Below are 21,080 nucleotides of genomic sequence, written 5' to 3'. Positions count from 1 at the left end.
TCCCCCGGCGGCATGAGAAGATTAACGGTGCAGCCAGTCCGGCAGCCAGTCGCCGTGGCTGGCGATCAGATCGTCCACCAGCGCGTAGATCTCTTCGATCCCCAGCACCGCGGCGGTGTGCGGATCCATCATCGTGGCGTAATAAACGTAATCGCGATTTTCCGTCAGGATGGCCTCCGTTAGCAGCGTCTGCACGTTGATGTTGGTCTGCATCAGCGCCGCCAGATGCGCCGGCAGCGCGCCTACTTTCGTCGGCTGGATGCCGTTGGCGTCCACCAGGCAAGCAACTTCCACGCAGCAACCCTGCGGCAGGTTGTCGATAAGATTATCGTTGCGCACGTTGCCGTACACCACGCTTGGCTCGCCGGTCCAGATGGCATTCATGATGGTGCTGGCATACTCGCGTGAAGGTTTAACCTCGATCCGCTCGCCGCTCTTATAGCTCTCCAGCTCTTTATGCCAGTTGGCCAGCTGCTCGACGCAGCGTTTAGGGTACTCATCCAGCGGCACTTTATAGCGGGCGATAAGATCGTCGCGCCCCGGCTTGATAAACCATGGCGTGTATTCGGCGAAATGCTCCGACGATTCGGTGACAAAGTAGCCCAGCTTTTTGAACATCTCATAGCGGACGATGTTTTCGCAGCGCGGATTGCCATGCAGGTTCGGCTTCGGCGCCCGCCCTTCGGCGTAGGCCTGCAGCAGGTCGGGGTAGATACTGACGTAGCTGCCGTCCGCGAGCTTTTTCTCCAGCGACAGATAGAACGCCATATGGTTAATGCCCGCGCAGCGGTAACGTAAATCCGCCGGGTCGAGGTTAAGGTCGCGCGCCAGCTCTTCCGCTGTGCCTTGCACCGAATGGCACAGACCCACCTGCTTGATATGCGGGTAGCGGGCGTACATCGCCCAGGTGTTCATCGCCATCGGATTAACGTAGTTAAGCATGGTGGCGTCCGGGCAGACCTCGCTCATATCGTCGCAGATAGCCCACAGGTGCGGGATGGTGCGCAGCGCGCGCATAATGCCTCCCGGCCCCAGCGTATCGGCAATGGTCTGCTCAAGGCCGTGGCGTTTACAGACTTCAAAGTCAGTCACGGTGCAGGGCTCGTAGCCGCCAATCTGGAAAGCGACAACAACAAAATCGGCGTTCCGCAAGGCGGTTTTACGATCGCGATGGCAGCTAATTTCGCCATTCGCGCCGACGGAATCCATCAGCTTTCGTACCACGGTATGTGACTCTTCCAGCCGGGTTTCATCGATATCCATCAGCGCGATATGCGCCGATTTCAGCGCCGGGCGCTGGAAAACATCACCGAGAATATTTTTGACGAACACCGTCGAACCGGCGCCGATAAAGGTAATTTTTGGGGCGGACATCGCGCTCTCTCCATCAGGTCATTGAACACTTTCAGAGTGGCATGCCGCTCGCCGCTGCGCTGCCCCGTTCCCGCCGGAGCATTCCCGGAAACTCAGATCGGCCATTAAGCGCCACAAAATCTGAGTTTTTGGGAATAGATCGGCTTAAAAGGAGAGAAAACGGGCCGATGATTCCGCTAAGCTGTAATCAGTTCAGGCTAAAAACGCAGCCACTCTGACGATCCAGGAATCCGCCCATGATGGAACACCGCTTCACTTCCCTGCCCCCCGACCCGCACATGTGCAGCAGCGATGAAAAGCAGAGCCGCAGCCCGCTGGCGCTCTATTCCGAGTATCAGCGCATGGATATCGAACTGCGCCCCCCGCACGCCATGGCCACCAGCCACTGGCACGGCCAGGTAGAGGTCAACGTGCCGTTCGATGGCGACGTGGAATACTTGATTAACAATGAAGTAGTGCGCATTGAGAAAGGCTATATCACCCTGTTTTGGGCCTGTACGCCGCATCAGTTGACCCGCCCGGGCGACTGCCAGCAGATGGCGATATTCAACCTGCCGATGCATCTGTTTCTGTCGTGGCCGCTGGATCGCGAACTGATAAACCACGTCACCCACGGGATGGTGATTAAATCTCTTGCCGCCCAGCAGTTAAGCGCTTTTGAAGTACGCCGTTGGCAGCAGGAATTGAATCACGAGAATGAACAGATTCGCCAGTTGGCGATCGATGAAATCGCCCTGATGCTCAAACGGCTGAGCCTCGCCGGCTGGCAGCCGATTCTGGTCAATAAGACCTCGCGCACGCACAAGAACAGCGTCTCGCGCCACGCGCAATTTTATGTCAGCCAGATGCTGGAATTTATCGCCGCCCATTATGACCAGGCGCTGACCGTCGATGCCGTCGCCGAGCACGTTAAACTCAACCCAAACTACGCGATGGGCGTTTTTCAGCGGGTAATGCAGCAGACCATGAAGCAGTACATCACCGCCATGCGCATCAATCACGTGCGCGCGCTGCTGAGCGACACCGATAAGACCATCCTTGATATCGCCCTCACCGCCGGGTTCCGTTCCAGCAGCCGCTTCTACAGCACCTTTACCCGCTACGTCGGCATGCCGCCGCAGCAGTACCGTAAATTGAGCCAACAGCGCCGCCACAGCCTTGCGTCGCCGCAGCCATAAAAAATGCCGCCGGGGTCTCCCCAGGCGGCATCGTGAACAGTGAAAAGCGGTTAGTCGTTGATACGCGGATGCTGCTGTACCAGACGGGCGCGTTTTTCCTGCAGGTCGGCGATTTCCTGATCGATATCTTCGATTTTATGCTCGATATTATCGTAGTGCTCGCCCAGAATTTCTTTCGCTTCCTGGATATCGGATGCCGCCGGCGTCGCCCCTTTCAGCGGACGGTTAGCGGTCTCTTTCATCGACAGGCCGGTAATCAGGCCAATCACCGCAATCACCATCAGATAGTAAGCCGGCATCATCAGGTTCTGGGTGGTTTCCACCAGCCATGCCGCCAGCGTCGGCGTCAGACCGGCGATCAGCACCGAGATGTTAAAGGCGCTGGCCAGGGCGCTGAAGCGGATGTGGGTCGGGAACATCGCCGGCAGCGATGAGGCCATCACGCCGATAAAGCAGTTCAGCACCACCGCCAGCAGCAGCAGACCGGCGAAGATCAGGCCAATCACGTTACTGTTAATCATGATAAAGGCCGGGATAGACAGCGTGAACAGCGCGACGCTACCCACCAGGATAAACGGACGGCGGCCAAAACGGTCGCTCAGCATGCCGATAACCGGCTGGACAAACAGCATGCCGACCATGATGGCGATAATAATCAGTACGCCGTGATCTTCCGAGTAGTGCAGGTTATGCGACAGGTAGCTCGGCATGTAGGTCAACAGCATGTAATAGGTCACGTTGGTGGAAATCACCAGACCAATACAGGTCAGCAGGCTGCGCCAGTGTTTGGTGGCAATCTCTTTAAAGGAGACCTTAGGACCTTCCTGCAGACCTTCGCGGTCGCCCTGTTCAAGGGTATCCACGTGCTGCTGGAACGCCGGCGTCTCTTCCAGCGCGTGACGCAGGTACAGGCCGATAATCCCTAGCGGCAGCGCCAGGAAGAACGGGATACGCCAGCCCCAGTCGAGGAAGTTCTCTTCACCCACGACGCTGGAAATCAGTACCACCACGCCTGCGCCCATTACGAAGCCGGCAATCGAACCGAAGTCCAGCCAGCTGCCCATAAACCCGCGTTTACGGTCAGGCGAGTATTCGGCCACGAAGATCGACGCCCCGGTATATTCGCCGCCCACCGAGAAGCCCTGCGCCATTTTACACAGCAGCAGCAGAATCGGCGCCCAGATACCAATGGTGGCATACGACGGAATAAGACCGATACAGAATGTACTTATCGACATAATAACGATGGTGATCGCTAAGATTTTTTGTCGACCGTATTTATCGCCGAGCATCCCGAAGAACAGGCCGCCGAGCGGACGAATCAAGAAGGGAACCGAGAAAGTACCGAGCGCGGCAATCATCTGCACGCTGGGATCGGCATCGGGGAAGAAGACTTTACCAAGGGCATAAGCCACAAAACCATACACACCGAAATCGAACCACTCCATCGCATTACCGAGCGAGGCCGCGGTGATGGCTTTTCGCAACTTACCATCATCGATGATGGTGACATCCCTAAGCGTAATCGGCTTTATTTTTTTCCTTTTAAGCATACTTTTCCTCTGTGCTATCGCCTTGAGCGCACGACTCCTCGCCAAATGACGAGGTCATTCGCGACGTACGTTGGGAGCGGCGAAGTGCTGTGCTCCACATTTCAAGCGTAGCAGGTTTGCCTGCACTGTCTTTCTGACAGAGTGTACAACCGAACCTGTTGACGCCTGCTCTGGCCTTAAATTAATAATTCACTTACCAAATAAGCAGTGACGAATTTACTTACATCCCTTTTTACCCTACCAGCGTTTAAATTTGGGATCAACTTCACGAAAAATTCGCCCAGCTTAATTACAGAGCCAAATAAAATGAATAAGTTCAATCTCTGTTTCGCCGCCGATGTTTATTTATGGACTTTATTAACGTCTGTTTTTCAGCATATTCTCCGTAAAGCCAAAATAATTACCCTGCGTTATTTCCTGGAAAAAATACCCGACAAAAGTGCGGGATTGCGCTATAATCAGCCGCACTTTCGGCTCACAGCCGCTGTTTAACGGACCAACGTCCTGTTTTTCCCAGTAATCACGAGGAACGCCATGCAACTTCCACACTGCCCAAAATGCCATTCTGAATACACATATGAAGATAACGGCATGTACATCTGCCCGGAATGCGCCCACGAGTGGAACAATGCCGAGCCGGCCGACGACACCGACGCGCTGATCGTAAAAGACGCTAACGGCAACTTACTTGCCGATGGCGACAGCGTGACCGTGGTGAAAGATCTGAAGGTAAAAGGCAGTTCTTCCATGCTGAAAATCGGCACCAAAGTGAAGAATATCCGTCTGGTCGAAGGCGATCACAACATCGACTGCAAAATTGACGGTTTTGGCCCGATGAAGCTGAAATCTGAATTCGTCAAAAAGAACTAATTAATTTTTTTTACGCCAGCGCCATTATTTTTCCGGCGCTGGCGGCAACCTCGCCGGCGCGTACGAATATCAGCGGCGGATCGCGGCGAAATTATTTTGCTAATTTCGCGAAAATTATTCCCGAAATCTCCAGACCGAACCGCGCGATCAATTCTCATTTCGTCTCTGCCTTCCCGCCACGCGGCGACGCATTTTCAGAAAAATTCACCCCGCTTTGCCGCCTGGCTTCTTTTGCCCGTCACCAACTACGCTTTAGGGGTCATTGGTTATCTGAGGTCATGGTTATGTCCCTGAGTCCTTACATTGCTTTTAGCGGCAACTGCGCTGCCGCCATCGCCTTCTATCAGCAGGCGCTGGCGGCGCAACTTATCCACCAAATCACCTACGGCGAAATGCCGCAGAGCGCCCAGGATGCCGACGATGGCTGCGCCTCCGGGCAGCATCTTGCCGCCGACTGCATCGCCCACGCCAGCCTGCAGGTCGCCGACAGTATTCTGATGCTGAGCGATAGCCCCAGTAGCGACATGGAACATTACGCGGGATTCGTCCTCGTGCTGGAGCCGAAAGATATTGCTGAAGGCAAACACTGGTTTGAAGCGCTGGCCGATGGCGGGCGCATCGAAATGGCGTGGCAGGAGACCTTCTGGGCCCACGGTTTCGGCAAAGTCGTCGATCGCTTCGGCGTGCCGTGGATGGTTAACGTCGTCAAACAACCCTAATCTTCTCTCCAGGGCGGCTTCTCCGCCCTGTCATCTCACCGGCATTAACTCTTCATCCTGCGGTCATCGTGACTTAACAGGAATGTAACAAAAACGCGTCAGTATCGGCCCACGCTCAACGGGGATCCCCAAGGTGCTTAGTGAGGCTCGATAACCATGTACTTATCCAGACATCCGACCAGTTACCCCACCCGGTATCAGGAAATTGCCGCCAGGCTTGAACAGGAACTGCGCCATCACTATCGCTGCGGCGATTATTTGCCTGCGGAACAGCAGCTGGCGGCGCGCTTTGAAGTCAACCGCCACACCCTACGCCGGGCTATCGATCAACTGGTGGAACGCGGCTGGGTCCAGCGCCGCCAGGGCGTCGGCGTGCTGGTATTGATGCGCCCCATCGACTACCCGCTCAACGCCCAGGCACGCTTCAGCCAGAACCTGCTGGAACAAGGCAGCCACCCGACCAGCGAGAAACTGCTGTCGGTGCTGCGCCCGGCCAGCAGCCACGTTGCCGAAGCCTTTGGCATTGCCGAAGGCGAAACCGTCATTCATCTGCGCACCCTGCGCCGGGTCAACGGCGTGGCGCTGTGTTTGATTGACCACTACTTCGCCGACCTGCGCTTCTGGCCGGTGCTGCAAACCTTCACCCACGGTTCGCTCCACGACCTGCTGCGCGACCAGCTCGCCGTCAAACTGACCCGCGTGCGCACCAAAATCAGCGCCCGCCGCGCGCAGGCGAAAGAGAGCAAGCTGCTGGAAATCCCCAATATGGCGCCGCTGCTGTGCGTACGTACGCTCAATAGCCGCGAGGGCGAGACAGTCACGACGGAGTACTCCGTCAGCCTAACCCGCGCCGACATGATTGAATTCACCATGGAGCACTGAATGCACTTCGATACCGCCACCCGCCAGCGCTGGATGTCCGTACTGGCCCACAGTGAACCGCAGGACCTTCTGGCGCGCATGCAATCGCTGCGGCTGGCGCCGGAGTATGAATTAATTCGCGCCCCGGAAACCGGGCTGGTACAGCTCCAGGCGCGCATGGGCGGCATCGGCGAACGCTTCTTTGCCGGCGACGCCACCCTGACCCGCGCCGCCGTACGCCTGGCCGATGGCACCCTCGGCTACAGCTGGATTTTGGGCCGCGACCGCCCCCACGCCGAGCGCTGTGCGGCGATCGACGGCCTGCTGCAATCGCCTCACTATTTTCACACCTTAATGGAAACCCTCATTACCCCGCTGGAAGCACAACGCAGCGCGCGCCTTGACGCCCGCCGCGCCGAAGTCAACGCCAGCCGGGTCGACTTCTTTACTCTGGTTCGCGGAGATAACGCATGACATTACAAACCGCCTTTACCCTACCGGTGCAGGATGCCCAACACAGTTTCCGCCGCCTGCTGAAAGCAATGAGCGAGCCGGGAGTGATTGTCTCCCTGCAGCAGCTTCAGCACGGCTGGCAGCCGCTGAATATCGCCTCCCCCAGCTTGCTGCTGACGCTGGCCGATCACGACACCCCGGTGTGGATGGCCGCCGCGCTGCATAACGATCTGGTCAGCCAAAATCTTCGCTTCCATACCGGCGCGACGCTGGTGGAACAGCCGCAGCAGGCGGTATTTGCCGTCGCCTGCGACACCATCAGCGCCGAACAGCTTAATGTCCTTTCCGCCGGTACTGCTGCCGCGCCGGAAACCGGCGTCACGCTGATTGTTCAACTAGCCAGCCTGAGCGGCGGACGCATGCTGCGCCTGACCGGCGCGGGCATTGCCGAGGAGCGAATGATCGCCCCACAGCTGCCAGACTGCATCATCGACGAATTAACCGAACGCCCGCACCCGTTCCCGCTGGGCATTGACCTGATCCTGACCTGCGGCGAGCGCCTGCTGGCTATCCCGCGTACCACCCACGTGGAGGTGTGCTAAATGTATGTTGCCGTCAAAGGCGGCGAGAAGGCGATTAGCGCCGCTCACGCCTTGCAAGAGCAGAAACGACGGGGCGATGGACGGCTTCCCGAACTGAGCGTCGAGCAGATAAGCGAACAGCTCAGCCTGGCGGTGGACCGGGTGATGACCGAAGGCGGCATTGCCGACCGCGAACTGGCGGCGCTGGCGCTGAAGCAGGCCAGCGGCGATAACGTCGAAGCCATTTTCCTGCTGCGCGCCTACCGCACCACCCTGCCGCGGCTGGCGGTCAGCGAACCGGTTGATACCGCCGGGATGCGCCTCGAGCGCCGGATCTCCGCGGTGTACAAAGATATCCCCGGCGGCCAGCTGCTGGGCCCCACTTACGACTATACCCACCGCCTGCTCGATTTTGCCCTGTTGGCCAACGGCGAACCGCCGTCGGTGCAGAAAGCCGGTAGCGAAACGCAGCCGACGCCGCACATCTTCAACCTGCTGGCGCAGCAGGGGCTGGCCAAAGCGGAAGCGGACTGCGGCGCGGCGCCTGACGATATCACCCGCACCCCGCCGGTCTATCCCTGCTCGCGCTCCTCAAGGCTGCAGCAACTGGTACGCGGCGATGAAGGCTATTTGCTGGCGCTGGCCTACTCAACCCAGCGCGGCTATGGCCGCAACCATCCGTTTGCCGGCGAGATCCGCAGCGGCTACGTACAGGTGGAAATCGTGCCGGAAGAGCTGGGCTTTAGCGTCAATATTGGCGAGCTGTTGCTGACCGAATGCGAAATGGTCAACGGCTTTGTCGATCCAAAGGATGAGCCGCCGCACTTCACCCGCGGCTACGGCCTGACGTTTGGCATGAGCGAGCGTAAAGCGATGGCCATGGCGCTGGTCGACCGCGCCCTTCAGGCGCCGGAATACGGCGAAGAGATAAGCGGCCCGGCCCAGGACGAAGAGTTCGTGCTGGCGCATGCCGATAACGTTGAAGCCGCCGGCTTCGTCTCGCATCTGAAACTGCCGCACTATGTCGATTTCCAGGCCGAACTGGCGCTGTTGAAACGCCTGCAACGGGAGAACGAACGTGGCTAACCCACTGACTGGCTATAACTTTGCTTATCTTGATGAGCAAACCAAGCGCATGATCCGCCGGGCGATACTGAAAGCGGTGGCCATTCCCGGCTATCAGGTGCCCTTCGGCGGCCGCGAAATGCCGATGCCCTACGGTTGGGGTACCGGCGGGATCCAACTGACCGCCAGCGTTATCGGCGAGAACGACGTACTGAAGGTCATCGATCAGGGCGCCGATGACACCACCAACGCGGTGTCGATCCGCCAGTTCTTTAAACGCGTAACCGGCGTCGCCACCACCGAACGCACCGAAGACGCCACCCTGATCCAGACCCGCCACCGGATCCCGGAAACGCCGCTGGTGGAAGATCAGATCCTGATCTATCAGGTGCCGATCCCGGAGCCGCTGCGCTTTATCGAACCGCGCGAAACCGAAACCCGCACCATGCACGCGCTGGAAGAGTACGGCGTAATGCAGGTGAAGCTGTATGAGGATATCGCCCGCTTCGGCCATATCGCCACCACCTACGCCTATCCGGTGAAGGTGAACGGCCGCTACGTGATGGACCCTTCGCCGATCCCGAAATTCGATAACCCCAAAATGCACATGATGCCGGCGCTGCAGCTGTTCGGCGCCGGGCGCGAAAAACGTATCTACGCGGTGCCGCCCTATACCGCAGTCGAAAGCCTCGATTTCGACGATCACCCGTTTAGCGTGCAGGAGTGGGATGAACCCTGCGCCATTTGCGGTTCGCGTCACAGCTATCTTGACGAAGTGGTGCTGGATGACAGCGGCCAGCGGATGTTTGTCTGCTCCGATACCGACTATTGCCGCCAACAGAGCGAGGCGCAGAAAAAATGAGCCAGCCGTTACTTGCAGTCAATCACCTGACCCATCTCTATGCGCCGGGCAAAGGTTTTAGCGATGTCTCTTTCGAGCTGTGGCCGGGCGAAGTGCTCGGTATCGTCGGTGAATCCGGCTCCGGTAAAACCACGCTGCTGAAAGCGATTTCCGCTCGTCTGGCGCCGCAACAGGGTGAAGTGCGGTATCAACAGCGATCGCTATACGCCATGAGCGAAGCCGAACGCCGCCGCCTGCTACGCACCGAATGGGGCGTTGTGCATCAGCACCCGATGGACGGCCTGCGTCGCCAGGTCTCGGCGGGCGGCAACATCGGTGAACGGCTGATGGCGACCGGCGCCCGCCACTACGGCGACATTCGCGCCACCGCCGAACGCTGGCTGCAGGAGGTGGAGATCCCGCCTTCCCGCATCGACGACCTGCCGACCACCTTTTCCGGCGGCATGCAGCAGCGCTTACAAATCGCCCGCAATCTCGTGACGCAGCCGAAACTGGTGTTTATGGATGAACCCACCGGCGGGCTGGACGTCTCGGTACAGGCGCGCCTGCTCGATCTCCTGCGCGGGCTGGTGGTGGAGTTAGGGCTGGCGGCGGTGATCGTCACCCACGATCTCGGCGTCGCCCGCCTGCTGGCGAACCGTCTGCTGGTGATGAAACAAGGACAGGTGGTGGAAAGTGGCTTAACCGACCGGGTGCTCGACGATCCGCATCATCCTTACACCCAGCTGCTGGTGTCGTCGGTGTTGCAGAATTGATGCTGTTTTGCCGGATGGCGGCTGCGCCTTATCCGGCCTACAGGTGCGTTATTCGTAGGCCGGGTAAGCGAAGCGCCACCCGGCACTCCAACCCCGAGAGGGCTAAAATGATCCGCGTTGAAAACATCCATAAAACCTTTGTTCTGCACCAACAGCACGGCGTACGTCTGCCGGTGCTCGCCGACGCTTCGCTCTCCGTTAACGCCGGGGAGTGCGTGGTGCTGCACGGCCATTCCGGCAGCGGTAAATCGACGCTGCTGCGCTCGCTGTACGCTAACTATCTGCCGGACAGCGGTCATATTCATATCCGCCACGGCGACGAATGGGTGGATCTGGTGACCGCCACGCCGCGCAAGGTGCTGGAAGTGCGTAAAACCACCATCGGCTGGGTCAGCCAATTTTTGCGGGTGATCCCGCGGATATCCGCGCTGGAAGTCGTCATGCAGCCGCTGCTCGACCTTGGTACGCCGCGCGAAGAGAGCGCCGCTAAAGCCGCCCGTCTGCTGAGCCATCTCAACGTGCCGGAGCGTCTGTGGCATCTGGCGCCATCCACCTTTTCCGGCGGCGAACAGCAGCGGGTCAACATCGCCCGCGGTTTTGCGGTCGACTATCCGATTTTACTCCTTGATGAACCCACCGCCTCGTTGGATACCAACAACAGCGCCGCGGTGGTGGCGCTGATCCAGCAGGCTAAAGCCCGCGGCGCGGCCATCGTCGGTATTTTCCATGATGAAACGGTACGCGGCCAGGTCGCCGACCGCCTGCACCCAATGGGTATCACAGTATGATAATCAATAACGTAAAACTGGTACTGGAAGACGAAACCATCGACGGTTCGCTGGAAGTGCAGGAGGGACGAATTTACGCCTTTGCCGAGAGCCAGAGCCGGCTGCCCGGCGCCCTCGATGGCGAAGGAGGCTGGCTGCTGCCGGGGCTTATCGAACTCCATACCGATAACCTGGATAAATTCTTCACCCCGCGGCCAAAGGTTGACTGGCCTGCACACTCGGCGATGAGCAGCCACGATGCTTTGATGGTCGCCAGCGGCATCACCACCGTACTCGACGCCGTGGCGATTGGCGACGTGCGCGACGGCGGCGACCGCCTTGAGAATCTGGAAAAGATGATCAACGCGGTGGAAGAGACGCAAAAACGCGGGCTTAACCGCGCCGAGCATCGCCTGCATCTGCGCTGTGAACTGCCGCACCACACCACTCTGCCGCTGTTTGAAAAGCTGGTCGACCGCGAGCCGGTCACTCTGGTGTCGCTGATGGATCACTCGCCAGGTCAACGCCAGTTCGCCAACCGCGAAAAATATCGCGAATATTATCAGGGTAAATATCAGCTCAGCAGCGAGCAGATGCTACGCTTCGAAGAGGAGCAAATGGCGCTGGCGGCGGCCTGGTCGCAGCCTAATCGCCAGGCTATCGCCGCGATGTGCCGGGAGCGCCAAATCGCTCTCGCCAGCCACGACGACGCCACTCATGAACATGTCGCCGAATCCCACCTGCTTGGCAGCGTGATCGCCGAGTTTCCCACCACATTGGCCGCCGCGCAGGCTTCGCGCCAGCATGGAATGAATGTGTTGATGGGGGCGCCAAATATCGTGCGCGGCGGCTCTCATTCCGGCAATGTCGCCGCGCATAAACTGGCCGCCAGCGGCCTGTTAGATATTCTCTCTTCCGACTACTACCCCGCCAGCCTGCTTGATGCCGCTTTCCGCATCGCCGATAGCGACGACAACGCTTTTACGCTGGCGCAGGCTGTCCGTTTGGTCAGCAAACATCCGGCGCAGGCGCTGGGTCTGCATGACCGCGGCGTCATCGCCGAAGGCAAACGCGCCGATCTGGTGCTGGCGCGCCGCCGCGGCGAGCACGTCCATATCGACCACGTCTGGCGTCAGGGAAAGAGGGTCTTTTAATGCCTGGAAAACTGATTTGGCTGGTCGGCCCCTCCGGGTCGGGAAAAGATAGCCTGCTGGCCGCGCTGCGCCAGCGTGAGCATCCGCAACTGCTGGTCGCGCATCGCTACATCACCCGCCCGCACCAGGCGGGCTGCGAGAACCATATTGCGCTGAGCGAGCATGAGTTTTTCACCCGCGCCGAGCGTAATCTTTTCGCGCTAAGCTGGCATGCCAACAATAATTACTATGGCGTCGGCGTGGAGATCGACCTCTGGCTGCATACCGGTTTTGATGTCGTCGCCAACGGCTCGCGCGCGCATCTGGCGCAGGCGCGGGAACGTTACGATGACGTACTGGTACCAATTTGTCTCGAAGTCTCGCCACAGGTATTGCGCCAGCGGCTTGAACAGCGCGGCCGGGAAAATGCCGTGGAAATCGCCCAACGCCTGCAACGCGCCGCGCGTTATAAACCGGCCGACTGCCTGACGTTGAATAACGACGGCAGCCTCGGGCAATCGGTAGAGCGTTTCTTCCAGCTGTTGCGCCAGCACGCCGGGCGTGAAGAGAATCAGCATGCCTGAGGGTAAGGTAATACGATGAGCCTGACGATCCGCCTGACCGGCACCGGCGGCGCCCAGCAGGTGCCGGTCTTCGGCTGCGATTGCGCCGCCTGCCAGCGCGCCCGCGTCGATGCGCGCTATCGCCGCCGCCCCTGCAGCGCGGTGGTGCGCTTTAACCATGCGGTCACGCTGCTCGACGCCGGGCTGGCGGATCTGGCGGAACGCCAGCCCGCGGGCAGCTTCCAGCAGATTTTATTAACGCATTACCATATGGACCACGTACAGGGGCTGTTCCCCCTGCGCTGGGGCGTGGGCGATCCGATTGCGGTGTACGGCCCGCCGGATGACATCGGCTGCGACGATCTGTTTAAACATCCCGGCATCCTCGATTTTAGCCACGCCGTTACCCCCTTCACGGTATTTGAACTACAGGGGCTACAGGTCACGCCGCTGCCGTTAATCCACTCGAAGCTGACCTACGGCTATCTGCTGGAGTCGGCGCACAGCCGGGTGGCATGGCTTGCGGATACCGCCGGGCTGCCGGAGAAGACGCTGAAGTTTTTACTTAATAATCAGCCGCAGGTGATTGTCATCGATTGCAGCTACGAGCCCAGAGCGCAGACGCCGCGCAACCACAGCGACTTGAATACCGTGCGCGCACTGAACCAGGTACTTGGCTGCCCGCGGGTGATCCTCACCCATATCAGCCATCAGTTCGACCGCTGGATGATGACTAACCCGCTGCCGAAAGGTTTCGAGGCGGGATACGACGGCATGGAGATCGTGCTGGAGTAACCGGCGTCATGGCAATGGAAAATCAGTAATCGTTGTCGAGACGGCGCTGATCGCTTTCCAACTGGCGGCGATCGCTATCGAGCTGGTGCTGGCGCTCATCCAGCTGGCGACGGCGGTCGTCAAGCTGGCGCTGGCGATCGTTATATTGCTGCTGATTATCCCTACGCTGCTGGCGGCTGCCCTGATAGCTGCCGTCATCGTAGCGTCCGTCGTCATAGCGCCCGTCGTCGTCGTCGGAACGGCTGCTGCCCGGATTGTAGGCATCGTTGATGGCTTGCTGAATATTACCAATAGCGTCATCAATAATATCGGCGTGGGCCAATTGGCTGCTCAGCGCCAGCGTGCAAAAAAACAGAGCGGTTGCGTAACGTTTCATCGGGGCCAGTCTCATCAGGGTACTGGCGGTACCTTAATCAACCGTATGTGCGGCGTGTAGCGGAGGAATCTCAAATCCGCGCCATCGCCGCACGCAACGCCTGCGCCAGCTGCGTACGGGTAAAAGGCTTGCGCAGCCGTTCCACCTCCGGCAACGCCGGGTTATGCGCCGGGCGCAAATCCTGGCCGCTAATCAATAGCAGCGCCACCGCCGGGAAACGGCGTTGCGCTTCGTGAATCACCTCGGCGCCGCTCAGCCCGCCGGGGAGCATTAAATCGCTAATCAATAACGCGATATCCCTGGAGGCCGCCAGCATCTGCAGCGCCTGCTCGCCGCTTTGCGCCTCCAGCGTCAGCCAGCCCAGCTGATGCAACTGCTCGCATAACGTCTGGCGCACATCGGCTTCATCCTCAAGCACCAAAGCCAGCCGCTCGCCGCTCGTTATCGGTTCGCTATCCAACGGTGCTCGTTCATCCTCCGCCGCTGACGTGGCTCGCGGCAGCTGTAAACGTACGGTGGTGCCCTGCCCCGGCGCGCTTTCAATCGCCACACGCCCGCCCGACTGGCGCACAAAACCGTACACCATCGACAGCCCAAGCCCGCTGCCGCTACCGGTCTGTTTGGTGGTAAAGAAGGGCTCGAAGACCTGCGTTTTTATCTCCTGCGACATGCCGCAGCCGTGATCAATCACCTCCAGCGCCACCATATCCTGACGTCGTCCATCGCTACGGGTAACCCGCTGGTTCCAGGTACGCAGCGCGATAACGCCTGGCCGTCCCTCCATGGCGTCGCGGGCGTTCATCACCAGATTGATAATCGCGTTTTCCAGTTGCCCGACATCGATCCACGCCGGCCAGGCGGGAGACTGCGCTTCAATTTCGAGACGCAACGATGCGGGGAGCGAATGGCGCATCAGTTCACAGACGTTCTCCAGCAATGGCTGTAGCGCCACCGCCTGCGGGTTCAGCGCCTGTTTACGCGAAAAGGCCAGCAGCCGCTGAGTAAGTAAGGCGCCGCGTTCGGCGGCCTTCAGCGCCCGCGATATCCGCGGCGCATCGCGCTCATCCGGCTGTACCAGTTCGAGGCTGCCGATAATAACCGCCAGCAGGTTGTTAAAATCGTGCGCCAGGCCGCCGGTCAGTTGGCCGACGGCTTTCATTTTTTGGCTATGCAGCAGCGCCTCTTCCAGCCCCTGTCGCTCAATGCGGTCAATTTCCATCTGGGTGGTTTTCTCCCGCAGCAGGCGGGTGGTGTGCTCAAGGGAAGCGGTATTACGGGCGAAAACGTTAAAGGCGCGCGCCAGTTCGCCAAGCTCATCGCGCCGCTGCAGAGCCGGCACCGTCACATTCTGCTCGCCGTGCGCCAGCCGCGACATCGCGCCGGATATCGCGTTCAGATTAAGGCCGAGATTACGATAAATATACCAACCGGCGCAGCCGGTAATCGCCAGCGCCAGCAGCGCGGCCAGCAGGATAAATGTGCTGATGGAGCGCAACTGCTGGTGGCTTTGCGCCGCCCGTGCCTCAGATGCCTGGGCTACTCTGGCAACATACTGATTAATATCATCATTAAGCAGCGCAACCAGCGCTTTGATATGAAACATATACCAGCCTATCGCCAGATCGCTCTCTTCAAGCTGCGCCGATAGCGGCGCCAGCCGCGCCAACTCGGTGTTGAAATCCGGCAGGATAAACGCCTGCTCTGAATCGCTATCGTTGCGCGGTAAAAAGCGTCTGATGTCATCGAGCTGCAGGACGATTGAACGCGGCGTCGCAGTGTGTATCGCGGCGACGATCAGCCGGTCCATCTCGTTTAAACGCTGAGGATCGATCGCCGGTTTACCCTCGCGATCGTTGAGATCCTGCAAATGACGCAAATAGCTCTGGTTTTGATACAGCGCGCTCAGCAGTTCATTGCGCTGCAGATGGCGACGCTGCCCGCGCTCCAGCATGCCGCCGACGCTCTGCTGCAGCTCGTTGCTGCGGCGAATAATGCTCGCCACCAGCGTCTGTTCCTGCCGTGCCAGCGGCGCCGAGGCCAGTTGTCCAAGAGAATGCTTCAGCGCCTGTTGGGTTTCCAGCAGCCGTTCCGCTTCGCTTTTATACTCCAGCGCGCCTACTACCTGCGACAGCCGTACCGCCGCGGTGGCGACGTTCGCGGTATCACGCGCCAGATTCATACTGCCGCTCATGTCGGTAAGCGTTTGCAGCTGCACCTGCTCCTGCAACTGACTGGCATGGCGAAAACCGAAAATCGCCACTCCGGCGACCATTAACGTCACCGCCACCATCAACAAGTTAAATGACAGCAGGCGACCGCGGGCGCTAACGAAAAAGTACGGATGGCGAGAAGACATGGCGACTCCGGTCAGGCGTTTTCTCCCATCATTCCCGGACTATCGCCGAAGGTGAAGAAAATTTCTCGGCGTAATTGTGATCTGTATTAACTATTCAAAAATATGACAATTATGAATGGCCGATGACATCACTCATTTACGTTGCGGTGATGAAGTGCCGACATCAACAACGCAGCCAGGAGAGCAGGCATGCAGGGAACACCGGTGCTATCCATGCGCAACATCGCCAAAGTTTTCGGCAAGTTTTATGCGCTGAAAGGGGTGGATCTGACGGTCTGGCCCGGCGAGATCCACGCGCTGATGGGCGAAAACGGCGCGGGAAAAAGCACGTTGATGAAGATCCTCGCCGGCGCCTATACCGCCTCCAGCGGCGAGATCCTGATCGACGGACAACCACAGACGATCAGAGGCCCGAAGGAGGCGCTGGCGGCAGGGATCACCTTGATCTATCAGGAGATGCAGCTGGCGCCTAACCTCACCGTCGCGGAAAACATTTTCCTCGGCAGCGAGCTTTCCCGCGGCGGTCTGGTACAACGTAAAGAGATGGAGTCCCAGGCGCAGGCGGTTATCGACCGGCTCGGCGCGCAGTTCAAAGCCAGCGACCGGGTGATGAAGCTGACTATCGCCGAACAGCAGCAGGTGGAAATCGCCCGCGCGCTGCATCGCAACAGCCGCATTCTGGTGATGGATGAACCTACCGCCGCCCTCTCCTCGCGGGAAACGCAGCGCCTGTTTGAGCTGATTTTGCGCCTGCGCGATGAAGGGATGGCAATCATCTACATCAGCCACCGCATGGCGGAGGTGTATGAACTCTCCGACCGGGTCAGCGTGCTGCGCGATGGCCAGTATGTCGGCAGCCTCACCCGCGACCACCTTAGCGCCCCCGAATTAGTACGCATGATGGTTGGCCGTCCGCTCAGCGATCTGTTCAATAAAGAGCGCGATATCCCGCGCGGCCAGCCGCGCCTGCGGGTGCAGGATCTCAGCGACGGCGGCAAAGTGCATCCCAGCAGCCTGGTGGTGCACGCCGGGGAAATCGTTGGCCTGGCCGGGCTGGTCGGCGCCGGGCGTTCCGAGCTGGCGCAGCTGATTTTCGGCGTCCGTAAAGCGACGGGCGGGGTGATTGAAATCGACGGCGAACCGGTTGTTATTCACTCGCCGCGCGAAGCGATCGACCTCGGGATCGGCTTTCTGACCGAAAACCGTAAGGAACAGGGTCTATTTCTCGAACTGGCGGCGCAGGAGAACATCACCATGGCGACGCTTGAGCGCGACGCCAATTGGGGGATGCTCGACCGTAAGAAGGCGCAAACCATCTCCGATGACGCCATCCAGCTGCTGAACATCCGCGTCCCACATGCCCAGGTACGCGCCGGCGGGCTTTCCGGCGGCAATCAGCAAAAGCTGCTGATTTCACGCTGGGTGGCGATCGGCCCGCGCATTCTCATTCTGGATGAGCCGACCCGCGGCGTTGACGTCGGCGCCAAAAGCGAGATTTACCGCATCATGAATCAGATGGCCCGCCAGGGCGTCGCCATTTTAATGATCTCCAGCGAATTGCCGGAAATCGTAGGCATGAGCGACCGGGTATACGTGATGCGCGAAGGCGCTATCGCCGGCGAGTTGCAGGTTGGCGAGATTAGTCAGGAAAGCATTATGACGCTGGCGACCGGCGTGAACGATTCTCACCTTAAGGCAGGACAAGCATGAGCATACCGAAAGAGACCTCCGCGCCGGCGGCGAAATCCGCCTCGGCAAAAAAAATGCTGATGGGCGACCTGATGCAAACCGTCGGCATCCTGCCGATTTTAATCCTGATCGTCGCGGTGTTCGGCTTCGTCGCGCCGAATTTCTTTACTGAAAGCAACCTGCTGAATATTACCCGCCAGTCCTCCATCAACATCGTGCTGGCGGCGGGGATGACCTTTATTATTCTGACCGGCGGTATCGATCTGTCGGTGGGGTCAATTCTCGGCACCACCGCGGTTGCGGCGATGGTGGTATCGCTCATCCCACAATTCGCGATGCTGTCGATTCCGGCGGCCCTGATGCTCGGCCTGCTGCTCGGGCTGTTCAACGGCGCGCTGGTGGCCTTCGCCGGACTACCGCCGTTTATTGTCACCCTTGGCACCTACACCGCGCTGCGCGGCGCCGCCTATCTGCTAGCCGACGGCACCACGGTGATCAACTCCGATATTAGTTTTGAATGGATCGGCAATAACTATCTCGGCCCGGTGCCGTGGCTGGTGGTGATTGCGCTGGCGGTCGTGGCGGTGTGCTGGTTTATCCTGCGCCGCACCACCCTCGGTATTCATATTTACGCCGTCGGCGGCAATATGCAGGCGGCGCGGCTGACGGGGATTAAAGTCTGGCTGGTGCTGCTGTTCGTCTACGGCATGAGCGGGCTGCTTTCCGGGCTCGGCGGGGTGATGAGCGCCTCCCGGCTGTACAGCGCCAACGGCAACCTCGGCGTCGGCTATGAGCTGGACGCCATTGCCGCGGTGATCCTCGGCGGTACCAGTTTCGTCGGCGGTATCGGCACCATCACCGGTACGCTGGTGGGGGCACTGATTATCGCCACCCTCAACAACGGCATGACGCTGATGGGCGTCTCCTACTTCTGGCAATTGGTGATCAAAGGGGCGGTGATCATCATAGCGGTGCTGATCGACAAATACCGTACCCGACACCACCAAAGTGCATAACAACAACATCTTACCTGCGAGGAAAAGCGAATGCGTTTAAAACCGATAGTGACCGCGCTGTGTGCCGGCGCGCTGCTGGCCGCCTCCCCTTTTGCGTCGGCCAAAGATCTACAAGCGATAGGCGTGACGGTAGGCGACCTCGCCAACCCGTTCTTCGTGCAAATCACCAAGGGGGCCGAGCTGGAAGCACGCAAGCTGGCGGGGGACAAAGTGAAGGTCACGCTGGTGTCGAGCGGCTACGACCTGGGACAGCAGGTAGCGCAGATCGATAATTTTATCGCCGCCAAAGTCGATATGATCATCCTCAACGCCGCTGATTCAAAAGGTATCGGCCCGGCGGTGAAGCGGGCGAAAGAGGCCGGGATCGTGGTGGTGGCGGTTGACGTCGCCGCCGAAGGCGCGGATGCCACCATCACCTCCGATAACACCCAAGCGGGCGCTATGGCCTGTAAATACATTAGCGATCGCCTGAACAACAAAGGCAACGTGGTGATTATTAACGGGCCGCCGGTTTCCGCCGTGCAGAACCGCGTCGAAGGCTGCGAAACCGAATTCAAAAAACATCCGGATATCAAAATCCTCTCCGCCAACCAGAACGCTAAAGGCAGCCGCGAAGGCGGACTGGAGGTGATGACGTCGCTGCTGGCGGCAAATCCGAAGATTGACGGCGTGTTCGCGATTAACGATCCGACGGCGATTGGCGCCGATCTGGCGGCGAAACAGGCGCAACGCAGCGAGTTCTTTATCGTGGGCGTCGACGGCAGCCCGGACGGCGAAGAGGCGCTGAAGCGTAAGAATTCGCTGTTCGTCGCCACGCCGGCGCAGGACCCGCAGGTCATGGCGGCGAAGGCGGTGGAAATCGGTTATGACATTTTGCAGGGCAAGCCCGCGCCGACCGCGCCGGTGCTGATCCCGGTGAAGATGATCGATAAAAATAACGTCAGCAGCTATAAGGGCTGGACGGTGAAATAACGCTGCAAAGCGGCTGACGGGTCTCCCCTTAGGCCGCTTTGTCGTTATGGATAACGTCAGCGGAGAAAACGTAGCCCAGCCCGCGCAGGGTTTTAATCAACGTGGGCTGGTGCGGATTGACCTCAATTTTACGCCGCAGGCGCATGATCAGCACATCGATCGTGCGGTCGAATACCTCCATGCTCTCATTATGGGTCAGCGCCAGCAGCTGTTCACGGTTCAGAACCCGGCGGGCGTTTTGCGCCAGCGCCAGCAACAATCCATATTCCCCCTGGGTTAACGCCACGCTCTGCTGCTGGGGATTAAACAGCTCACAACGGCGGGTATCCAGCCGCCAGCCGTTAAACAACAGGCCATGATCTCCGCCCGGCACGAGGCTTTCCGTGCCGATCGCCCCGCTGCGCCGCAGCACCGCCTTGACGCGCGCCACCACTACCCGCGCGTTGAACGGCTTGGCGATGTAATCGTCGGCGCCCATTTCCAGCCCGACCACCACATCCGATTCGCTTCCCAGGCCGGAAAGCATTATCACCGGTAGCTCAGACCGCGTGCGCTGCAGCTGTTGCAACACCAGCAATCCATTGGTATCCGGCAAGATCATATCCAGCAGCGCCAGCGCAATATCTGCGCGCCGGGCGACCGTCGCCAGCGCTTCGCCGCCGTTCTGGCAGGCCACCACCTCGAACGCGTGGGCGCCGAGCACGTCGCTCAGCAGCTCGCAGATCGCAGCGTCATCATCAATCACTAAAATGACCGGTTTCATGGTTTACCTCTGCCTGGCGGGAATAGTGTCAGTCTGGTCGATTGTGCAAGCAGGCGACGACAAATCCATTTTTCCCTGCCGTTTTTATAATCGGCGTCACATCTCCGGGCTTTTCGTCACGTCAAAACTGACGATGACCTGTTTTTCGTCAGCATTTCGCCCAAAAAAGCCGCGTACTATCCGTCAATACCCACAATGAAAACATGGCATAGAAGATGCATAGTGACGGTCGATTGCGCGTCAGCGCTAATTGATTAACTGGAGCAAAACCGATGAAAAAAGTCGTCACGGTTTGCCCGTATTGCGCATCAGGTTGCAAAATCAACCTGGTGGTCGATAACGGCAAAATCGTCCGGGCTGAGGCGGCGCAGGGGAAAAC

At 59.1% G+C, this 21,080-nt stretch carries 22 protein-coding genes; 17 read left to right on the top strand and 5 right to left on the bottom strand.

The genetic code is table 11. The features are described 5' to 3' along the window. Positions 1–21: 21 nt before the first annotated feature. A complete protein-coding gene (locus ACSEMK_RS18485) occupies positions 22–1,374 on the bottom strand; it encodes an alpha-glucosidase/alpha-galactosidase (RefSeq protein WP_430915353.1) in 1,353 nt (450 codons plus the stop codon). A gap of 239 nt (positions 1,375–1,613) precedes the next feature. Here ACSEMK_RS18485 and melR point away from each other — a divergent pair, with 239 nt between their 5' ends. After that, positions 1,614–2,552: a transcriptional regulator MelR gene (melR, locus tag ACSEMK_RS18480; RefSeq protein ID WP_032715623.1), complete on the top strand. Its 939-nt coding sequence runs from the start codon at positions 1,614–1,616 to the stop codon at positions 2,550–2,552. A 50-nt stretch (positions 2,553–2,602) separates the two neighbouring features. On the opposite strand, the gene proP is transcribed toward melR, so the two are convergent. Continuing rightward, positions 2,603–4,105 (bottom strand): glycine betaine/L-proline transporter ProP, encoded by a 1,503-nt coding sequence (gene proP, locus ACSEMK_RS18475; protein ID WP_020079848.1) that lies wholly within the window; start codon positions 4,103–4,105, stop codon positions 2,603–2,605. A 534-nt stretch (positions 4,106–4,639) separates the two neighbouring features. Here proP and ACSEMK_RS18470 point away from each other — a divergent pair. The 12 genes from ACSEMK_RS18470 (at position 4,640) to phnP (ending at position 13,529) form a co-directional block, all read left to right on the top strand. Further along, positions 4,640–4,975, top strand: coding sequence for a zinc ribbon domain-containing protein YjdM (locus tag ACSEMK_RS18470; RefSeq protein WP_015704081.1), 336 nt, complete (start codon positions 4,640–4,642; stop codon positions 4,973–4,975). 284 nt (positions 4,976–5,259) lie between these two features. After that, complete coding sequence (yjdN, locus tag ACSEMK_RS18465) at positions 5,260–5,694, top strand: VOC family metalloprotein YjdN (RefSeq protein ID WP_430915354.1); 435 nt, start codon at positions 5,260–5,262, stop codon at positions 5,692–5,694. A 156-nt stretch (positions 5,695–5,850) separates the two neighbouring features. Further along, positions 5,851–6,576: a phosphonate metabolism transcriptional regulator PhnF gene (phnF, locus tag ACSEMK_RS18460; protein WP_430915355.1), complete on the top strand. Its 726-nt coding sequence runs from the start codon at positions 5,851–5,853 to the stop codon at positions 6,574–6,576. After that, the gene (gene phnG / locus ACSEMK_RS18455) at positions 6,577–7,029 is read left to right on the top strand and encodes a phosphonate C-P lyase system protein PhnG (RefSeq protein WP_087859239.1); all 453 of its coding nucleotides are present in this window, start codon (positions 6,577–6,579) and stop codon (positions 7,027–7,029) included. After that, positions 7,026–7,610, top strand: a complete 585-nt coding sequence (gene phnH, locus ACSEMK_RS18450) for a phosphonate C-P lyase system protein PhnH (RefSeq protein WP_435336622.1) — start codon at positions 7,026–7,028, stop codon at positions 7,608–7,610. Before phnG ends, phnH begins: the two co-directional genes overlap by 4 nt. Continuing rightward, positions 7,611–8,675 carry a carbon-phosphorus lyase complex subunit PhnI gene (locus ACSEMK_RS18445; protein WP_430915356.1) on the top strand — a complete coding sequence of 355 codons (1,065 nt, stop codon included), beginning with the start codon at positions 7,611–7,613 and terminating at the stop codon, positions 8,673–8,675. Beyond that, the gene (locus tag ACSEMK_RS18440) at positions 8,668–9,516 is read left to right on the top strand and encodes an alpha-D-ribose 1-methylphosphonate 5-phosphate C-P-lyase PhnJ (RefSeq protein WP_015368699.1); all 849 of its coding nucleotides are present in this window, start codon (positions 8,668–8,670) and stop codon (positions 9,514–9,516) included. The genes ACSEMK_RS18445 and ACSEMK_RS18440 overlap by 8 nt, the downstream gene beginning before the upstream one ends. Beyond that, on the top strand, positions 9,513–10,271 hold the full coding sequence (gene phnK / locus ACSEMK_RS18435; RefSeq protein WP_042894298.1) for a phosphonate C-P lyase system protein PhnK: 759 nt from the start codon (positions 9,513–9,515) through the stop codon (positions 10,269–10,271). Before ACSEMK_RS18440 ends, phnK begins: the two co-directional genes overlap by 4 nt. Before the next feature lie 107 nt (positions 10,272–10,378). After that, entirely contained in the window at positions 10,379–11,059 is a 681-nt protein-coding gene (gene phnL, locus ACSEMK_RS18430; protein ID WP_308958316.1) for a phosphonate C-P lyase system protein PhnL, read from the top strand. Further along, positions 11,056–12,192, top strand: coding sequence for an alpha-D-ribose 1-methylphosphonate 5-triphosphate diphosphatase (phnM, locus tag ACSEMK_RS18425; RefSeq protein ID WP_308958315.1), 1,137 nt, complete (start codon positions 11,056–11,058; stop codon positions 12,190–12,192). The genes phnL and phnM overlap by 4 nt, the downstream gene beginning before the upstream one ends. After that, positions 12,192–12,755 carry a ribose 1,5-bisphosphokinase gene (gene phnN / locus ACSEMK_RS18420; RefSeq protein ID WP_308958314.1) on the top strand — a complete coding sequence of 188 codons (564 nt, stop codon included), beginning with the start codon at positions 12,192–12,194 and terminating at the stop codon, positions 12,753–12,755. The genes phnM and phnN overlap by 1 nt, the downstream gene beginning before the upstream one ends. A gap of 15 nt (positions 12,756–12,770) precedes the next feature. Continuing rightward, positions 12,771–13,529 (top strand): phosphonate metabolism protein PhnP, encoded by a 759-nt coding sequence (gene phnP / locus ACSEMK_RS18415; RefSeq protein ID WP_308958313.1) that lies wholly within the window; start codon positions 12,771–12,773, stop codon positions 13,527–13,529. 22 nt (positions 13,530–13,551) lie between these two features. Here the strand turns inward: phnP and yjdP are convergent, their stop codons facing one another. Both yjdP and ACSEMK_RS18405 read right to left on the bottom strand, forming a co-directional pair. Continuing rightward, complete coding sequence (gene yjdP, locus ACSEMK_RS18410) at positions 13,552–13,905, bottom strand: DDRRRQL repeat protein YjdP (RefSeq protein ID WP_113374718.1); 354 nt, start codon at positions 13,903–13,905, stop codon at positions 13,552–13,554. A 70-nt stretch (positions 13,906–13,975) separates the two neighbouring features. Further along, positions 13,976–16,261, bottom strand: a complete 2,286-nt coding sequence (locus ACSEMK_RS18405) for an ATP-binding protein (RefSeq protein WP_430915357.1) — start codon at positions 16,259–16,261, stop codon at positions 13,976–13,978. A gap of 189 nt (positions 16,262–16,450) precedes the next feature. Here ACSEMK_RS18405 and ACSEMK_RS18400 point away from each other — a divergent pair, with 189 nt between their 5' ends. From ACSEMK_RS18400 to ACSEMK_RS18390, 3 genes are read left to right on the top strand one after another with little or no spacing between them, the layout of a single operon-like run. After that, positions 16,451–17,971, top strand: coding sequence for a sugar ABC transporter ATP-binding protein (locus tag ACSEMK_RS18400; RefSeq protein WP_430915358.1), 1,521 nt, complete (start codon positions 16,451–16,453; stop codon positions 17,969–17,971). Then, entirely contained in the window at positions 17,968–18,966 is a 999-nt protein-coding gene (locus tag ACSEMK_RS18395) for an ABC transporter permease subunit (protein WP_045380370.1), read from the top strand. The genes ACSEMK_RS18400 and ACSEMK_RS18395 overlap by 4 nt, the downstream gene beginning before the upstream one ends. Positions 18,967–18,996: 30 nt before the next feature. Further along, positions 18,997–19,938: an ABC transporter substrate-binding protein gene (locus ACSEMK_RS18390; protein ID WP_087859227.1), complete on the top strand. Its 942-nt coding sequence runs from the start codon at positions 18,997–18,999 to the stop codon at positions 19,936–19,938. A 28-nt stretch (positions 19,939–19,966) separates the two neighbouring features. Here the strand turns inward: ACSEMK_RS18390 and ACSEMK_RS18385 are convergent, their stop codons facing one another. Further along, positions 19,967–20,701: a response regulator gene (locus ACSEMK_RS18385; protein WP_087859226.1), complete on the bottom strand. Its 735-nt coding sequence runs from the start codon at positions 20,699–20,701 to the stop codon at positions 19,967–19,969. A gap of 272 nt (positions 20,702–20,973) precedes the next feature. Here ACSEMK_RS18385 and ACSEMK_RS18380 point away from each other — a divergent pair. After that, a partial coding sequence (locus ACSEMK_RS18380) for a hypothetical protein (protein ID WP_141335444.1) occupies positions 20,974–21,080 on the top strand: 107 nt, incomplete at its 3' end.

The sequence above is a fragment of the Klebsiella sp. K-3 genome (genome assembly GCF_051207495.1).
Classification (GTDB): Bacteria; Pseudomonadota; Gammaproteobacteria; order Enterobacterales; family Enterobacteriaceae; genus Klebsiella; species Klebsiella aerogenes.
This window is presented reverse-complemented; position numbering and strand designations above follow the sequence as displayed.

What these genes read in the sequence shown, in the direction of transcription:
- ACSEMK_RS18390 (WP_087859227.1), top strand. Translation starts at nt 18,997, where the DNA reads ATGCGTTTAAAACCGATAGTGACCGCGCTGTGTGCCGGCGCGCTGCTG.
- proP (WP_020079848.1), bottom strand. Translation starts at nt 4,105, where the DNA reads ATGCTTAAAAGGAAAAAAATAAAGCCGATTACGCTTAGGGATGTCACC.
- melR (WP_032715623.1), top strand. Translation starts at nt 1,614, where the DNA reads ATGGAACACCGCTTCACTTCCCTGCCCCCCGACCCGCACATGTGCAGC.
- phnK (WP_042894298.1), top strand. Translation starts at nt 9,513, where the DNA reads ATGAGCCAGCCGTTACTTGCAGTCAATCACCTGACCCATCTCTATGCG.
- phnL (WP_308958316.1), top strand. Translation starts at nt 10,379, where the DNA reads ATGATCCGCGTTGAAAACATCCATAAAACCTTTGTTCTGCACCAACAG.
- ACSEMK_RS18405 (WP_430915357.1), bottom strand. Translation starts at nt 16,261, where the DNA reads ATGTCTTCTCGCCATCCGTACTTTTTCGTTAGCGCCCGCGGTCGCCTG.
- ACSEMK_RS18445 (WP_430915356.1), top strand. Translation starts at nt 7,611, where the DNA reads ATGTATGTTGCCGTCAAAGGCGGCGAGAAGGCGATTAGCGCCGCTCAC.
- ACSEMK_RS18385 (WP_087859226.1), bottom strand. Translation starts at nt 20,701, where the DNA reads ATGAAACCGGTCATTTTAGTGATTGATGATGACGCTGCGATCTGCGAG.
- phnP (WP_308958313.1), top strand. Translation starts at nt 12,771, where the DNA reads ATGAGCCTGACGATCCGCCTGACCGGCACCGGCGGCGCCCAGCAGGTG.
- yjdP (WP_113374718.1), bottom strand. Translation starts at nt 13,905, where the DNA reads ATGAAACGTTACGCAACCGCTCTGTTTTTTTGCACGCTGGCGCTGAGC.
- phnM (WP_308958315.1), top strand. Translation starts at nt 11,056, where the DNA reads ATGATAATCAATAACGTAAAACTGGTACTGGAAGACGAAACCATCGAC.
- ACSEMK_RS18485 (WP_430915353.1), bottom strand. Translation starts at nt 1,374, where the DNA reads ATGTCCGCCCCAAAAATTACCTTTATCGGCGCCGGTTCGACGGTGTTC.
- ACSEMK_RS18395 (WP_045380370.1), top strand. Translation starts at nt 17,968, where the DNA reads ATGAGCATACCGAAAGAGACCTCCGCGCCGGCGGCGAAATCCGCCTCG.
- phnH (WP_435336622.1), top strand. Translation starts at nt 7,026, where the DNA reads ATGACATTACAAACCGCCTTTACCCTACCGGTGCAGGATGCCCAACAC.
- ACSEMK_RS18400 (WP_430915358.1), top strand. Translation starts at nt 16,451, where the DNA reads ATGCAGGGAACACCGGTGCTATCCATGCGCAACATCGCCAAAGTTTTC.
- phnF (WP_430915355.1), top strand. Translation starts at nt 5,851, where the DNA reads ATGTACTTATCCAGACATCCGACCAGTTACCCCACCCGGTATCAGGAA.
- yjdN (WP_430915354.1), top strand. Translation starts at nt 5,260, where the DNA reads ATGTCCCTGAGTCCTTACATTGCTTTTAGCGGCAACTGCGCTGCCGCC.
- phnN (WP_308958314.1), top strand. Translation starts at nt 12,192, where the DNA reads ATGCCTGGAAAACTGATTTGGCTGGTCGGCCCCTCCGGGTCGGGAAAA.
- ACSEMK_RS18470 (WP_015704081.1), top strand. Translation starts at nt 4,640, where the DNA reads ATGCAACTTCCACACTGCCCAAAATGCCATTCTGAATACACATATGAA.
- phnG (WP_087859239.1), top strand. Translation starts at nt 6,577, where the DNA reads ATGCACTTCGATACCGCCACCCGCCAGCGCTGGATGTCCGTACTGGCC.